General features: G+C 39.3%; 14 protein-coding genes and 1 rRNA gene. 8 read left to right on the top strand and 7 right to left on the bottom strand.

All coding sequences use genetic code 11. From position 1 onward, the window contains the following. Positions 1-79 precede the first annotated feature (79 nt). Both JWG40_RS00250 and JWG40_RS00245 read right to left on the bottom strand, forming a co-directional pair. Positions 80-1,261: an FAD-binding oxidoreductase gene (locus JWG40_RS00250; protein ID WP_205283897.1), complete on the bottom strand. Its 1,182-nt coding sequence runs from the start codon at positions 1,259-1,261 to the stop codon at positions 80-82. Positions 1,262-1,321: 60 nt separating this feature from the next. After that, a complete protein-coding gene (locus JWG40_RS00245; RefSeq protein WP_205283896.1) occupies positions 1,322-2,851 on the bottom strand; it encodes a phytoene desaturase family protein in 1,530 nt (509 codons plus the stop codon). 188 nt (positions 2,852-3,039) lie between these two features. Between JWG40_RS00245 and JWG40_RS00240 the strand changes: the two genes are divergently transcribed. Further along, on the top strand, positions 3,040-3,669 hold the full coding sequence (locus JWG40_RS00240; protein ID WP_205283895.1) for a TetR/AcrR family transcriptional regulator: 630 nt from the start codon (positions 3,040-3,042) through the stop codon (positions 3,667-3,669). A 73-nt stretch (positions 3,670-3,742) separates the two neighbouring features. Here the strand turns inward: JWG40_RS00240 and JWG40_RS00235 are convergent, their stop codons facing one another. Both JWG40_RS00235 and rrf read right to left on the bottom strand, forming a co-directional pair. Then, on the bottom strand, positions 3,743-5,281 hold the full coding sequence (locus JWG40_RS00235; protein ID WP_205283894.1) for a hypothetical protein: 1,539 nt from the start codon (positions 5,279-5,281) through the stop codon (positions 3,743-3,745). Between the two features lie 706 nt (positions 5,282-5,987). Continuing rightward, positions 5,988-6,104: ribosomal RNA gene (gene rrf / locus JWG40_RS00230) — 5S ribosomal RNA — on the bottom strand. A gap of 91 nt (positions 6,105-6,195) precedes the next feature. Between rrf and JWG40_RS00225 the strand changes: the two genes are divergently transcribed. Beyond that, positions 6,196-6,660, top strand: coding sequence for a GyrI-like domain-containing protein (locus tag JWG40_RS00225; protein WP_205283893.1), 465 nt, complete (start codon positions 6,196-6,198; stop codon positions 6,658-6,660). Between the two features lie 33 nt (positions 6,661-6,693). Here the strand turns inward: JWG40_RS00225 and JWG40_RS00220 are convergent, their stop codons facing one another. Next, on the bottom strand, positions 6,694-7,467 hold the full coding sequence (locus tag JWG40_RS00220) for a PrsW family glutamic-type intramembrane protease (protein WP_205283892.1): 774 nt from the start codon (positions 7,465-7,467) through the stop codon (positions 6,694-6,696). Beyond that, the gene (locus JWG40_RS00215) at positions 7,464-9,272 is read right to left on the bottom strand and encodes an energy transducer TonB (RefSeq protein ID WP_205283891.1); all 1,809 of its coding nucleotides are present in this window, start codon (positions 9,270-9,272) and stop codon (positions 7,464-7,466) included. Before JWG40_RS00215 ends, JWG40_RS00220 begins: the two co-directional genes overlap by 4 nt. 63 nt (positions 9,273-9,335) lie before the next feature. Between JWG40_RS00215 and JWG40_RS00210 the strand changes: the two genes are divergently transcribed. The 3 genes from JWG40_RS00210 (at position 9,336) to JWG40_RS00200 (ending at position 11,834) form a co-directional block, all read left to right on the top strand. Further along, positions 9,336-10,736, top strand: a complete 1,401-nt coding sequence (locus JWG40_RS00210) for a glycine--tRNA ligase (RefSeq protein WP_205283890.1) — start codon at positions 9,336-9,338, stop codon at positions 10,734-10,736. After that, positions 10,737-11,201, top strand: a complete 465-nt coding sequence (locus JWG40_RS00205) for a GNAT family N-acetyltransferase (protein ID WP_205283889.1) — start codon at positions 10,737-10,739, stop codon at positions 11,199-11,201. Between the two features lie 90 nt (positions 11,202-11,291). Then, the gene (locus JWG40_RS00200; RefSeq protein WP_205283888.1) at positions 11,292-11,834 is read left to right on the top strand and encodes a hypothetical protein; all 543 of its coding nucleotides are present in this window, start codon (positions 11,292-11,294) and stop codon (positions 11,832-11,834) included. 50 nt (positions 11,835-11,884) lie between these two features. Here JWG40_RS00200 and JWG40_RS00195 read toward each other — a convergent pair whose 3' ends face one another. Next, entirely contained in the window at positions 11,885-12,592 is a 708-nt protein-coding gene (locus JWG40_RS00195) for a TetR/AcrR family transcriptional regulator (protein ID WP_205283887.1), read from the bottom strand. Positions 12,593-12,774: 182 nt separating this feature from the next. Here JWG40_RS00195 and JWG40_RS00190 point away from each other — a divergent pair, with 182 nt between their 5' ends. From JWG40_RS00190 to JWG40_RS00180, 3 genes are all read left to right on the top strand, one after another. Next, complete coding sequence (locus JWG40_RS00190) at positions 12,775-13,704, top strand: esterase/lipase family protein (RefSeq protein WP_205283886.1); 930 nt, start codon at positions 12,775-12,777, stop codon at positions 13,702-13,704. A gap of 96 nt (positions 13,705-13,800) precedes the next feature. Beyond that, complete coding sequence (locus JWG40_RS00185) at positions 13,801-14,850, top strand: lipase chaperone family protein (protein WP_205283885.1); 1,050 nt, start codon at positions 13,801-13,803, stop codon at positions 14,848-14,850. Next, a partial coding sequence (locus tag JWG40_RS00180; RefSeq protein ID WP_205283884.1) for an apolipoprotein N-acyltransferase occupies positions 14,819-15,984 on the top strand: 1,166 nt, incomplete at its 3' end. The genes JWG40_RS00185 and JWG40_RS00180, both read left to right, overlap by 32 nt.

Here is a 15,984-nt window from a genome sequence, read left to right as displayed (position 1 = left end):
TTTATGGCGTTTCTCGTTTCAAATATTGAATGTTTCCAACATTCTTTTCAGAATTTCACTTTATCTTATTCCTATTTTCTTATAACTGAATTTCCACATCGGTCACAGGAAAGGCAACGCAAGAATGAATCCAACCAAACTTACGATCAGACTTTCGAATTTTTGCCTCTGGTGGGCTAAAGACCTCTCCTGATTTCAGTTTTACCCGACAAAGGCTACATTCTCCCGAACGACAGGCATTCTCAGTAAAAAATCCATTTCGCTCTAAACTATTAAGAAGTGGTTCTCCCGCCATAGCTTGGAAAGAGAAGTTTCCGATTTTGATGGTTACCTCATCTTCAGGACGAACTGTTTTCGGCCAGGCAAACATTCGCTCCGGCATCTTAGGTGGTCCATTACTTTCAATAAGAATACGACCTGGTTTGACACCAAGCTCCGCAAGCAGTTCTGCACAATTTTCATTGAAAGGGGTAGGCCCACAAACATAATACATCTTAGTTATCGCTTCAGGAATTAACTCTTGTAATATGGGGAGACTGAGTCTTCCACGATACCCTTTAAAATTGGGGCTAGACTCACGTGATAAAAACTCAGTCAAAAGAAAATTCTTATGAATCTCTGCAAGTTTTCGCAGTTCATCAATAAAGATAACATCATCTTCAAAACTATTTGAATAGATGATATGAAACCGAAACAGTTCGGATGAGGACAAAATCGCTTTTAACATGCTCATAGCGGGAGCAATGCCGGAACCTCCCGCAAGAAATACCAAATCCTGACCATGAAATAGTGGATTATGATGAAACGAACCCATAGGCCCTGTGCTTTCAAACTCTTGCCCAATTTCTACATCATCAAGTAAATAAGGACTTATAAACCCACCTTCGGCTCGTTTGATGGTCAATTCATAGGAATGTAAATTTGTTGGTGAAGAGGAAATAGAATAAGGTCTTGCCGTAGAAATTCCAGAAAGGGATACAAATAAATTGATATACTGGCCTGCTTGAAACGGAGGTAAGTTCCTTCCATCCACTGAAACCATCTCAAAAGTTTTGGTCGAAGTTGTATCAGTTCGAATATTTTTTATTCGTAGACGAAGCCTTTTAGGGTGGAGACTATCAATGGCTCGGCGGACATTTCCTTTCTGTTCCTGAAAGTTGGTACCATTACTTTCCATTTCTTCTTTTTTAGTCACTGCTTCCCGAAATCCTACAACGGAATTGAAAACGTTTGATGCTACTTCTAGATGATTACCTGACATGTTTTTATCTTCCTTCCTTATGGGTGATCGTAATTCTAACAAAACACATTGTTTGTGATTTTAGTGAGTGGTTTTTGCGACTTTGCGCTGGGCTTTCATTCGTTTGATGATTTTCCGTGCTGTATTATAACCATTCAAATAGGTAGGTTGGAATCCACCCATACTCGTCCAACTACTTGCGGAGTAAAGTCCCTCAATGGCATCAAGAGATTCACGCATTAGAGAGCCATCTTGTAACGTCTGTTTGAATCCATAAATGGCTCCACCTGGTGTATTCAAATAACGCATCATCGTCATAGGTGTAGCCACTTCTGCTTTTTCTATATGTTCTCTAATCTTCGGATAGGCTTGTTCGATGAGTGTAATGAGTTTATCACCAAACTCATATTTTGTTGGAATATACGATTCTGGCGGAATATCCTTCCACGCTTCCCCATATTGTAAGGCGACAAGAGTGACCACAGCTTTTCCTTTTGGTGCTAGTTCCTCATCAATAAAATTATAACAAGTGACCATACCCCAATCGGGAGCATCCAAAGTATACATTCGATCTTCTGTGACTTCTGCATTGGAAGTTGTCATGACAAAGGTGGAAGCGGTTGTAAACCCAAGTTCTTCAGGAGAACAATCTAATCCAAGATAAAGACATACAGCAGAGACACCCATCCTTCGGGATTTAAAATCTTGGAGTACAGAAGAAGGGGGAGTTTCCAAATCAAGCATTTCATGATAGGTGATGAGAGGACTAACATTGGATACAACAGCATCACAGGTTACAGTTTCTCCTGATTCCAAAAGAACGGCACGGACAGCACCGTTTTCTGTGAATATTTTTTCTGCAGCACAATGAAACCGCACCTCTCCTCCCGCCTCCTCGAAGGAAGAAAGAAGAGCACTTGAAAGCATTTGAGATCCGCCTTTGATATGCCAAGGTTTATAAATGCAGTAAAAATAGAGCATCCCGATAAATTCAGCGAAAACCAAATCTGTTGTAGGGATTCCCACATAACTCCAATATGGTGTTATTACATTAATTAAATCTTCATTTGAGAAAAATTCATTTAAAACTTCGATCGTAGGGCGAAGACCATAGGCTGCAAAATTTGGACACTTGGTTCGGAGTTTTTCTTCATCGTTTGTTAGCCGAATTCGAGGTAAAACAAAATAATACTCATTAACCACGGCTTCGCTTAAGATAAAAAATCGATTGATTGAATCCTCTTCCTCTGGGAAAAGATTTTTCAGGTGGTGTTGTAGTTCGTTCCAGTCCGCAGGTAAGGTGACATCTAATTTCCCAGGCATAATGATACGATATAGTTCTTCTTCTTGAACGAGTTCGATCTTATTTAGAACGCCAAGTTCTTCAAAAACGCGACGCATGATAAAAGGACTCGATTCTGTTCCCACACCACTCAGCTGGTGGAGAGCCACTTCAAATTCAAAATCTCCACGAACAAAGGAGGTAGCACATCCGCCAGGAACATTATGCCGTTCCAATAACAAAGTTTTTGAACCTTCGCGTTGTAATCGAGTGGCCGCCATTAAACCAGCGTTACCGGCGCCAATGACAACTGTGTCATAATGAGACATTCTGTTCTCCCCAGGGGGCAACCCCTTGCAACCCAGCCAATCTTTACAATGTAAAGATTGCAATCACTTTTCCAACTATCTTTCAAAAAATAGATTTTTTTACTAGTTTGCTGGGTTAAAATTCGGATCTTCTAGAATCTCTTTCGAAAAGACTTTACCGGTTTGCCAAGCAGTTCTTATAGGTTGTAATGGCCAAGAAGAAACAAAGTCAGGACAAAGAGACCAGTCCCTACCATCATGGGGATCTTCGCCCCACCCTCATAGCGGCCGCACGCACGCTATTACAAAACCAAGGAACAGAAGCACTTTCTCTTCGCTCCATTGCCTCGGCCATTGGCGTGACCCACATGGCACCCTATGCACATTTCAAAGGAAAACAAGAACTACTCCAAGCTGTGGCAGCTTCTGGTTATGATGAGTTAGCAGACAATATGGTGGTAGCACAGAAGGAAAATCCAAAAGCCCGCGGACGTTCCCTCGCTTATCATTACGGTGTAGAATACATTCGTTTTGCAATGAAACATCCAAATCTTTACCGCCTGATGTTAAACCAAATCGATTTAGATAAAAAATCAACACAAGAAGCAGCTAACAAAGAAATATGGATGAGTTCCCAACGTCCATTCCGCCTACTCTATGTTGCCTTTGCCGGTGAACGCGTTAGTAAAGAGTTAGCTCATGCCAAAGCCCTTGGCGCTTGGGCAATTGTTCATGGAATTGCCTCTCTTGCCATTGATGGCCATTTGGTTCTTCCCGAAGGAATGGATGTGTATCAGTTATTCAAAGTTACTGTGAGTTCTTCGGTGGATCTGAGTTAAAGAAATTAAACACAATTTTTCTGCTTTAACTTGAAATAAGGAACATGAAGGAGCTATTCCACAGGTCCAACGGTTATTGTTCGCTTTTATATAACACTTTTCGATTATCACATGAGGAATACTTACTTAACTCATACTGATCTCCTGATTTTGTTCGATAGGAGTGGGAAAGAAAAAATTCGTAGTCCTTATCATTTTTGTATTTCGGCTCCTTATCAAAATGTTCAGAGATAATCACCAAATTGATTTGATTCTGCTTCAAAAACTGATCAAAGTTTTGGTTCTTTTCAGAAATTTGGAAGTATTTACAATTCACATTTGGAAGATAGGCGCAGACACTTCCGTCGAATCCCAAAATATTGTAAGTTTGTAATTTTAAATTTCGCAATACTTCAATCGTATATAAGTTGCTACATGGATTGCGGAGACCTGCTACCTTAATCGACTTTGCCTTTTGCAAATAAAAAAACGAAAGGAGAAAAATCAAAACAGAAAACCCTAGATACATTCTTACTTTATTATAGCGAATGGATCGAAAAATTTGTTTGTATCTTCTATTCTGAATCAAAAGAGAAACAATCGGGACAAATAACTGTAAAACATAATGATCTCTTGGAAAGATAACTAAAATAGCCATCAAACCAAAAGTTAACGAAAAATAAAGGACCAGCTTATTGGCAATCTGTCTTCTACGCTTTCGAAACACCAACCGAAAGAAATCCTTTCCCTCGAAAAACAAAAATAAAATTACAAGAATTGCAAAAAGGTAAGTCGGCAATAAAAACAATTCCTGCATCTTTTTAAAAAACAAATTCATGTTACTAACAAGATGAATAGCAAAATGATTTGGATTTAATGCCCAAAGATTCAAAAGACCTTTCGCCTTACCAAAATCTGTAGCCAAAAGAGTTTCGCATGTGGTCCAAGGATCTGCAAAATAAAGATATCTAAGAGATTTTGAAACAGCATAGTGTTGGCAAAAAGCTACATAAGATCTTTCCCCGTCAGATGGGTTATGAATTAGAATAATAGCCAATCCTATAAAATAGAGGATATATCTAGAAAATAATCTATACTTTTCTTCCTTTTCCAACCATGTCTTGTATAGAATTAGAAAAAATAACAAATAGTATAGGTATAAAAATTCTACTCGAGTGTAAACAAGAAGGAAACAAAAGAAAATAGATAAACAATAAAGATTTGAACGAAACGAAATATACAACCATACTAACAATATACTTGATAATATTGTGATAAAAGGCCAGAGATCCGAAACAAATCGACTCGAAAACAGAAGGACTACAAATGAAACAAGTAAGATCAGCTCTTTTTTGGAACGAGCTAAAAAAATAAAACTCACACCTAAAATAAGTAGGAGAAGTTGGTAGTTAACAAAATATCGATCAATAAAATTTTTTACAAAATGGGATAATAGTTTATATTGTAGTTTATATACTGCAGTATCCGAAAATGAAAAACTTTCACTACCTCCGATTAAATACGTCGTTTCATCATATAGCAGAACATCTCGATCTGATTTGATAAAAAGTGAATTCGAAAGAAGAAACAGCAGAATAAGAACAGAGTATAGTTGGTAAAATCTTAACTTCATTGATGCAGGTCACCCCAAAACTGATAAAAGTATCCTTCAATTAACGAATGCAAGCTTATTATTAAAAACTTTCAAAAGCAAATCATTTTGAGAGCAATTATGCACTCACAGTAAAATTGAATATTCCAAATAAGATTGAAACTCAAACCCGACAGTGCTACTTAGGATCCGTAGGAAAGGAGCAGGCGACTTTGGCGGGCGTAGCAGCGAAGCGTAGCCAAAAGTCGCGGACGGCAGCCGGCACACACAGAGCGTTACAAATAAAAAAAGCGCTCACTTTCATGAACGCTTTCGTAAACAATAATGACTCTATAGGCAATGTCCTACTTCCTCCCCCACTCGCTTCTCCGCTCCGCGGGCTGGCCCTGCGCCTTGCTCAATCCTTTGGTATACACCACCCTATTTTTCTTATCGAAAAATCCTAGCAGGCTTCGGCTTCTTACGGAAGCCTCACCCATTTCGCAAACGAATGGATCTAGTTATACTTATAAATTTACTATCAAAGAATTTATTTATTATAGAAGGGAATTAATTTTAAACCGGCAAAGCTGCGCAGTGACCCATAGGGAACGAGCAGGCGACATTCGCGGAGCAAGCCCTGCTTGCCTAGCGAATAGTCGCGGACGGCAGCCGGCAAACACAGAGCGACCAGAAATAAAAAAAGCGTGAACCTAAGTCCACGCTTTCCTATCGTTTATGAGTGCTAACCCGGCAACGTCCTACTCTCCCATTGAGCGAACCCAATAGTACCATCGGCGATGAGAAGCTTGACTTCCGTGTTCGGAATGGGAACGGGTATGGCCTTCTCTCCATAATCACCAGGAGTAATTACCAAATGTACAGGGAGGTGCGGTAAGTCAAACACTTCACTAAGAAAAGGTTGCGTTTTTTTGCGAAACTGAAACTTTTTCTATATGTCGGAAGTGACCGAACCATTAGTAAAAACAGAAAAATTCACGGTGATGGGACTTCGTATCCGAACTTCCAATGCACCGGGGGATGCCGATATTCAAATACCTGCTGTATATTCTCGGTTTTATAAAGAAGACATTCCTAAACAAATGGAAGTTTTAAGAAAATTTGATCCACTCTTTGGTGTGTATTTTAATTATACATCGGATGAAAACGGTGCGTATGACTTTTTGTTAGGTTATGCTGTGGAACCAAACGCAGAATTGCTCAAAGGAATGGAAAAGGTTCAGATAACTCCACAAAACGGTCGTTACTTTCAAATCCAACCAGGAGCTCCCGAAGAAGTGGTTCCGAAATTTTGGGCAGAAATTTGGAGTCACCCAGAAATTCCCAAAATCAGAACCTTTCAAATGGATTGGGAAGAATATTCAGAAGCTGGAATTCGCGTATTTTTATCTACCAAATAGATACTAATTTAATAAACCATTTGAATCGATTGGTCATTCAACGTTGGGTGCAATCGCTAGATACTTTGCTTCTTCTTTGCGATCTGTTAAATTTTCTTTAACTAGGTCTCGCCAGTCATTCACAACCCAAACCCAAATTCCTACAAATAGGGATGTCGCAATCCAAAGACCAATGGTGGAACCAGGAATCAAAAGAAAATCAACAACCCCATGTTGCAATACTGCTAACAAAAATCCGAAGCCAATATAGAGCCTTTTGTTCGCAGATTCCAATTTAGCATTGCTCTTCAGTAAAAACAAAGAAAAACAAAGATTGATGAGTAAATGGATATTAGAGGAATGAATGGTTCGAGCAAAAAACAGATCTAATTTTTTTTCATCCGGTTCCCGAGCAATGTAATGTGTGTTTTCGATAAAAGAAAACCCCATCGCTACAAAGGAGCCAAACAAAACAACATTCGGAGAGAAGGTTTTTGTTTTTTTATCATAACCCAGAACAAAAGACAAAATCATGATAAAGAATATTTTGAATGTTTCTTCTGTAATCCCCGCCTGAATGAATGCTAGGTGGGCCGTTTGAGAGAGGAGACTTATTTTTTTCTTTGGCATAAAATCGGTTTCAGGCCAAAGGACGGGATGGAGTCTCAGAATAAGATCTGTGGACAACCAACCAAAGAACAAGGCCAAAAGAATTCCGAAAACTTCCTGCCATCCTTTTTTAGGTTTGTAAGCCTTCCAAATGACGATAGCCCAAGGAAGGATTGTCAATGATCCAATCAAATAATCAAAAAAACCAACTTCTTTCATTCTGATAACTCTTCCATATAACGGCCGTCAAATAAGTTGATCATTTCTTTTTGTAAAGGGGTGGGGACAAATTCAGGGTCAATCGGACCATTCCAAAACAACTCAGTCACTCGAATGTCATTTTTGGTTCCAGGTGGTGGCATAAGTGGACCCAAACTTTCCACTAGTTGTAAGGTTCGTAAATCTTGGTCAGGGTAATCGGAGGCTTCCACAAGTTCCACATCAATCACATCTCCTTCTTGAGTGATGGTATAAGCAACCACAGAGGAATAAGGATGAGGTGCTTTTGCCCAATAATCCATATAACTTTCGGGAATTCGCATCTTCGCTGAGATATAATTAGAGTAAGTTGGTGGAACTTTTTTACCGCGAATTTTTTTGATATAACCTTTGACCGGGCCATTGTCCGCTACTTTTTCGTTGGAAATTTTTTCCCCTTTCTCTTTGTTTTCGGTTTCATTTCCTGTAACAATTCCACCATTCAGTCCCTTGGTATCGTCTGGGACATTCGGATCGATAAAATAGAATTCCATTTTTTCTGGTCGGAAATGTTCATTTTTTTGGGAAGACTGGTCTTTCTTTTTATTCCGTTGGAGGGTGATTGGGATTAAAAAAACAAGAGAAATTAAGATCAAATGAAAGAGTAAGGATAAAGGCAGAACATTTCGAAATCCTTTGCGTAATCCCGGTTTAAAAAATGGTTCTGACTCACCAACTTTGTCTTCCTTCACCCCTAAGTTTTCTAAACTAAAAGATTTTTCGAGTAAGTAAGATGAATAAAAATAAATTCCAACCAGAGCCAAAACAGAAAACCCCGCATAAGCTATGTTTTGTGCCGAGATAAAAAAATCTTTATCGGGGACTCCTGGTTTTAATCCAAACCCTGCTAAAAATTGAATTCCAAATATGGGGCTTAAGTAGGAAAAAACCCAAACTGCGGAAAACAAAAACAAAAGTAGAGTTAAAAATAAAATTGGGAATCCGCGCCAATATTCATAAACATAAACATGTCCAAAACCAGGGAGGATTCGATCTCTAAATTTTGCCTTTTCTTTTACTACCAATTCCAAACGAAATGGGAATCGGCTTTGCGAAACAACGGCAGCCTTCCAGCTCTCACGAATCCGGATCCCTTCCATATAACGAAGGTATGGTTTTGCAATGAGAGAGGGAATTTTGTTTCGATTGAAACTAAATAGCAAAATACAAAGGGAAATAGAATAATTAAATACAAATTGGTAAACATCCACAAGTGGTGCCAGTGGCGAAAGAGATTTGTTTGGATGTAATTTTTCGGAGAAGTATTGAAATCCAAAATTAAGAAGAAGAGCAAGAAATAATACAAGTAGAAGTGTATCAAATTTTGCATCCCGGATCCGCATCTCTGTCCGAATTGCGGAATGGGGATTTTCTGTTTTGAGTTTTGTTTTTCGAACTGTCTCTCTTTTTTGGTTACGACTTCGGCTGTGAAAGTAGTTTGTTAAAAGTAGTAAAAAACAAATCACCACAAATCCAAACTTCAACTGAAGGCTTCGAGAATCTTTGGCAAGGAATTCGTTAATCACTCCTTCCCATTCCAATCCAGACCTGTGGACAAGTTCCACCGGATAGAATAGGATCCAAGAAAGAATATAAACAGCAATGACAGCGAGGGCACGAAGGCGTAGCCGGAATTCAGCTGGAAAAGCGAAGAGGATACCAAATGCCAAAAATGGTCCCAAAGAAAACAGGGGGGACATCCAAAGGAAGAAGGTTAAGGATTTTTTAGCCCAGGGAGAGAGAGTTTTTACGTTTGCCGAATCCATTCTTTAGTCTTATCTCAAGGAAAATACTTTGAATTTTCATGGAAAACAAAAAATTTGGCGGATATGGCACAGCCGAAAGAGAAAGAAGAGCAGTCGCTCAAACCCATAGTAGCAGTCTCCAAAAGAAGGGGCTTTGTTTTCCCCGGATCCGAAATTTACGGAGGCCTCTCCAACACATTTGACTATGGTCCGAACGGAATCGAAGTATTAAACAACCTAAAAAGACTTTGGTGGGAATACTTTGTCCATAGACGGGACGATGTTTTAGGCCTTGATTCCTCCATCCTCCTCCACCCTCGCGTTTGGGAAGCTTCCGGCCATATTTCTAACTTCAATGATCCTCTTATGGACTGCAAAAAATGCAAAACACGAATCCGCGTGGATAAGTTCTTAGAAGATAAGGAAGGAGAAGGTGCCGCGACCGGAAAAAGTTTAGAAGAACTCACAAATACCATAAGAGAGAAAGCTTACGCCTGTCCGACTTGCGGAACGGTGGGAAGTTTTACCGATGCCCGCCAATTCAATTTGATGTTCAAAACTTCCCATGGTGCCTCGGAAGAAGGAGCGACAGACATTTACCTTCGTCCCGAAACCGCACAAGGGATCTTTATCAATTTTAAAAACGTAACCCAAATTGCTCGGAAAAAAGTTCCCTTTGGAATTGCTCAAATTGGGAAATCCTTTCGAAACGAAATCATGGCTCGCCAATTTATTTTTCGCACACGTGAGTTCGAACAAATGGAGATGGAGTTTTTTTGTGAACCAGGGACTCAAAAAGAGTGGTTTACCTATTGGGTGAACTACTGCATGGACTGGCTTGTGAATGTAGTGGGACTAAAAAAAGAAAACCTTCGTGTTCGCGAACATGAAAAGGAAGAACTTTCTTTTTACAGTGATTCTACAAGTGATATCGAATACAAATATCCCTTTGGTTGGGGAGAACTTTGGGGTGTTGCCTCAAGGACTGATTATGACCTAACCCAACACGAAACTTTTTCTTCCGAAGATTTAAAATACCATGATTTGGATGCGAAGAAAAAATACCTTCCTTATGTGGTAGAACCGGCTCTCGGTCTCAACCGACTTTTTCTTGCAGTTCTTTGTGATGCTTACGAAGAAGAGAAGTTAGAAAAGGATGAGGTTCGTACTGTCCTTCGTTTTGGAAAACGAGTGAGCCCGATGAAAGTCGCCATCTTTCCTTTAATGAAAAAAGACGGACTCGATGCCAAGGCCAAAGAAATATATGCCGATCTTCGCAACCATTGGTATGTGGATTACGATGACAGTGGTGCCATTGGAAAACGTTACCGTCGCCATGATGAAATCGGTACTCCGTTTTGTATCACGGTGGATTACGATACCATGAGTGATGGAACAGTCACCATCCGGGAAAGGGATTCGATGAAACAAGAAAGAATCCCAGTCACCGAGCTAAAAACTTATCTCATCAATCGAATGGTTTAGGTGATTAGAGACTTAAACGAATCTGACAGAAACCAGACCATCGAACTCGTAAATCAGTTTTACCGTAAGGTAAACGAACTCGAATTAGATGGTCTTTTCCGTATCCGCCCAAGGGCCGCAACCAAATTCACCGACATTTATTTCAAACTCATCGGCACGGGAAAAGTGTATATGCGTGGAGTTTTTCAAGGGGAGGAACTTGTCTCTTTACTCATTGGTCGGGTGGAAGAAAAACCCCATTTAGAAGAAGAAAGAAGCCTATTTATCGATCTTGCTGTGACTAAACTCGGTAAAAAGAAAAAAGGGTATATGAAATTACTTTTGGAAGATGTAGACCGGTGGTGCAAAGAAAAATCCATCCCCTCTATTGAACTTAGAGCCATTCTAAAAAATGAAGAAGCAGTGAAGTTCTGGGATAAATCTTCTTTTGAACGATTTTATATTCGTTATAGAAAGAAAATATAAATAAAATACTAATCCAAATTTATAATCTAATTTTTGCTTGTAACCTTCGTAAGATGATAAAATTTTGTCACCTAATAAGGAACCATGACTATGAACTATAAAAAAATCATCGCAATTACTTTGTTATTCCTATTAACAGTACATTGCGAGAACAACAAAAAAGAAGACCTGATTGAGGGATTGCCATTATCTGGAGATAAAAACACTGATTTGCTGCTCTTATTAGCTGCTACAAATACAGGAATTCCCTGTGATGTAACAATCGGTATTAGTGGTACTACTTTCGCCTATTCGGGAAGCCGGTATTCTGTTTGTGCCAATACAGCCACTACTGGAACCATTAGCTTTCCAACATCAGGAAATTATAAAGTTTCTGTGAGTGCAGGAAGACAAACTTTAAGTTCGAGTAATTGTACTTCTAGAAATTTTACATTTAACGTGATTTTGAAGGACAATACAACAGAGCTTATCTCTTCCGCAAGTGGATCCAAATCAGAAACTCTTACATTATCTACTGGGAAAAATTACACCATCGATAATGATGGTTTAGTTTCTGCATCAAGTTATCAGTGTAATGGTTTAACACCTTCAAGCCGCGTTACTAATTTCCAAATTACTTTCGAAAAGCAATAAAATTTTGATCAATGTAGAGCCTTTGTTTTCATTGCAAGGGCTCTTGCAAATCACCAACTACTTTGCCTACCTTTTACCAATCGAAACATACGAAAGATTGGGCCCATCACATTTTTAAACAAAGGAAAATTAGAAAGTTTTATCAGTTTGAAAGTCAATTCTAAGGAATCATTCATTAATAGTTTTGTACTGATATATGACTTGGAAGAATCAGACAACCAAAAGTAAATAAGCCCCATTTGTTCCATCCAAAGTAACTCTGGCAAAATCGCGGCAAGGTCTTCTCTTATCTTTAAATTCGATGTCTCTAATGCATCACGGATGAGACCCACCGCTTCTTCTCGAATGAGGGAAGTCTCGGGACTAAATGGGGAAAGGGAATGACTTGGATCTCCCGCATGTCTTGCCAATACTTGCAAAAAGATTTTATACTCAAAAAAAATTTCCAATTGGGTTAGAATGATGAATTTGAGTCTGGCCTTGAAGTCCCTCGTGGTTTTAAAAAACTGGGAGGAGAGTTGTTTGACTTCAATTTGAGACTCTCTGTAAAAATGAAGGACGATCTCTTCTTTTGTTTTGAAATGGTAATATGTTGAACCCAAGGAAACACCAGCCTCTTTCGCAATCCGACGCATGGTAGCAAGTTCATATCCATCTTTTTGAAACAAAGTGATCGCTGAATTATAAATTTTCTCCTTAGTAACTTCTCGTTTAGTCACTGTTTGGTTGGATATTTTTTTGGGGACCGTGTTTGGCATACAGCTGAAGAATGCTTCCAAACAAATAGAAATGAGAAATAATAGAATTACTATTATTTTTTGAACACGTTCAATTATTACAAAAAACTTGTTTTTTTTCAAATTGGTCGCGAAAATATCCTTGCCTCAAATAAGGCAAATTGACACAGTTTTATCTTAGAAAATTCAGAGGTGAAATATTTATGATTCGAAAAGGTCTTTTAGCCATTTTTATCACAGTTACTTTGTCAGTACCTATACTCGCAAGTTCCGGTTCTTCTTCCAAACCACTTGCAGGCACTTACCCCATCATCCTATCCCATGGCCTTTTCGGTTGGGGCGAAAATTCCGGTGGAATCATCAGCATCGTAAACTACTGGGGTGGAACGGATGATTACCTTAGAAGCCAAGGAGCTACAGTTTTTGCTCCAGGAAAAACGGCCGCTAACTCTAACGAAGTGCGTGCTCAAGAATTGAAAGCTGCCATCCTTACTTACGCAGCAGCCACAAACTACACTGGAAAATTCCACATCCTTGGTCACTCCCAAGGGGGACTCGATAGCCGCTATATGGTTTCCAACCTGGGACTTTCTGGTCGCACGGCAACACTCACCACTCTCAACACTCCGCACTACGGATCACCGATCGCAGATATCGTAAAAACAGTTCTTCCTAGCTGGATCCAACCGTTTGTCGCAAGTGTTGTAGAAACTCTCGTAAAACTTGTTTACGGTGGAACCAACCAACAAAATGCTTTGGCAGCTTTGGCTTCTTTGTCAAAAGAAGGGCTCGCGTCTTTTAACGGATACACCCCTAACAAATCAGGTGTGAAGTATTTCTCTTATGGATCTTCAATCACAATCCCTGACCTCATCCAACACCCACTGATGGGAATCCTTCACCCTGCTTGTGGGGCTGGTGGACTTTTCCAAGGACAAGGGTTCACTAACGATGGACTCGTTCCACTTTCCTCACAAAAATGGGGCACTTGGAAAGGTGGACCATCTTATGGAATCTTCACTACAGGGATCGATCACTTACAAGTATCCAACACTCTTCGCTCTGGAAGTCTTTGGTATGATGTCGAAGGTTTCTATCTGAATATGGCTTCCAATATGAAGGCAAATCAGTAATTCCATTCTGAAGTTTTTTCGAAAAACCCAAGCACTCGCTTGGGTTTTTTTGTTTGCAGAAGTCTCAAACCATCCTTTACTACGATACCATCTCCCATGAATGTTAAAAATTTACGTTACCTTAGTTTCGGCATTGGAGCCTTACTCCTATTATACATTGCCTTTCGCATCTTTAGTCCAAACCCAATGGAAACCACAAACGATGAAAATCCAAATGACAAAGCAGAATCTTACTTTCGCACACAAAGTGATGGATTCTCTGTGGATCCATTTTATTTAGAATCGGCAAAAACCATCTTCACTGCTGATGGACAGTTTTTACGTTTCGAAGAAATCCTTACCCGTGCCAAATCGGGAGATTTAAATTTAGTCTCAGAACTTTGGAACTTACGTAGACAATGTCCCGAAGGAAGCACTCGGGAACAATGCCATGAATACATCAAAGCCTTCCTCCAAAATGAGTATAATGGAGAGGATGCCAAACGATTGATTCACATGTTATCCAATTATTTAAAGTATGAAGAAGCGATGGTTCAATTAGATCCATCAAGCAAATCTTACACAAACCAAGAACGATACGAACAAATCAAACAGCTCAGAAGGAAATATTTTGCCAAAGAAGATGCAGAGCTTATCTTCGGTCTCGAGGAAGCCACTGCTGATTTTAGTTTTAATCGAAAAAACTTCCTAGATGAAACCAGAAACTTAAAAGCCGATGAAAGAATTCGCTTATACGAAGACTATCGTAAAAAATCTTTTGGTTCTTTTTATAACGCAGTGACGTCCAGAGAACCTAAGTTTGATAAGTTTGAAACAGAAATGGATCTAAGACAAACCGAATTATCTAAGTTATCTGGTGCAGAACGTGAGGCAAAAGAAAAAGAAGTTCGGATTCGTTACTTTGGTAAAGATGGGAACGATCGGATGGAAAAAGTTTTGAAAGAAATGAAAGAAGAAGATGAAAAAATTTCCAGATTACAAGTGGAAGAAAAAAATCTCCTTAAAACTTATCCTAATCTTTCAGAATCGGAACGCGAAAAAAAATTAATGGAACTTAGAATCCAAACCTTAGGCAGTAAAGAATTGGCAGAGGAATATTCAAGAAGAATGGAATATGAGAAAACACTCAAAAATTCCGGAAATTAAATACCCGCTTCTTTTACTCATCCCGGTTGCTATTTTTTTCGCACTGGCGCTCGAACCCTTCGGATTCACTTCCGCAGGGTTTCTCTGTATCTTTCTACTTCTTTACTTCACCAAACAACTCACCACCACTTCCAATTGGAAACAAACACTCGCGGCAACTCTCCTTTTCTCCAGTCTTGTGACCTTTAGTACTTTCTATTGGATCTGGAATGCCATTCGAAATATTTCAGGACAGGGTCTTATCATATCTTCTCTGCTATTTTTTGTATATGCTCTCGTATCCTTCTATAAGATTGGAATTATTTTTTTTGGCTCTGTTTATCTCACTAGATTCAGGAATATCAAAGACTCTCATTTCTTTTTACTTGTCCTTCCTTCTCTTTTCTTAATCTCCGATTGGATTTGTCCTATGGTTTTTCCTGTACATTGGGGGGATTTATTTCGAAACAATATCCTTTGGCGCCAGATGGCTCGATTTGGAACGGAGGTCTTAGGGTTTGTATCTATTGTTTCTGCTTCCCTAATTTATTTGGTGATTCTAAAATCTGACAAAGGTATCCGAAGTTATAGTCTGTATTTTCTGCCGATTTTTTGTTTTTTTTTGGTCAACTTATACTTTCTTGCAGAAACTATCCCTCAAGGCCCTACTCTTCATTTGGCTTTACTACAACCAAACACAGAATATGCGAAAAGAGACGTTCAGGAAAACCAACTGTGGATGACAAAAACCATCCAATCGGTTTATGATATTGGCCTAGAAGCCATTCAGAATTCTCCAAAACCTATTGATTTACTAGTGATGCCTGAATCTGCCATTCCGTTCCTTGGAACCCTCGATTCCAAGGATCCCAATTCCACATATAGCAATAGTTTTGTGGATGTCACCGAAAGTTTGGTCCGTATCGGCAATACACCGCTTGTATTTAACGAGCTAGTCTCAGACGAAGGGTCTAGAAATTCTCTTACCCTACTTCATCCCATCTCTATGGTGTCAGAACGAAGATACAAACAAACCCTCCTCCCTTTTGGAGAGTATTTACCGGGAGAAAACCAGTTCCCGTGGCTCCGGACTTTATTTCCAGAAACGAGTCGGCATGTTCCAGGAAAACTAACAAATGCTTTGGGCTTTCAAAC

Origin of the sequence: Leptospira abararensis (assembly GCF_016918735.1) — a bacterium.
Taxonomy (GTDB): Bacteria; Spirochaetota; Leptospiria; order Leptospirales; family Leptospiraceae; genus Leptospira_A; species Leptospira_A abararensis.
Note: the sequence above shows the minus strand (reverse complement) of the source record. Positions and strands in the feature narration are given on the sequence as shown.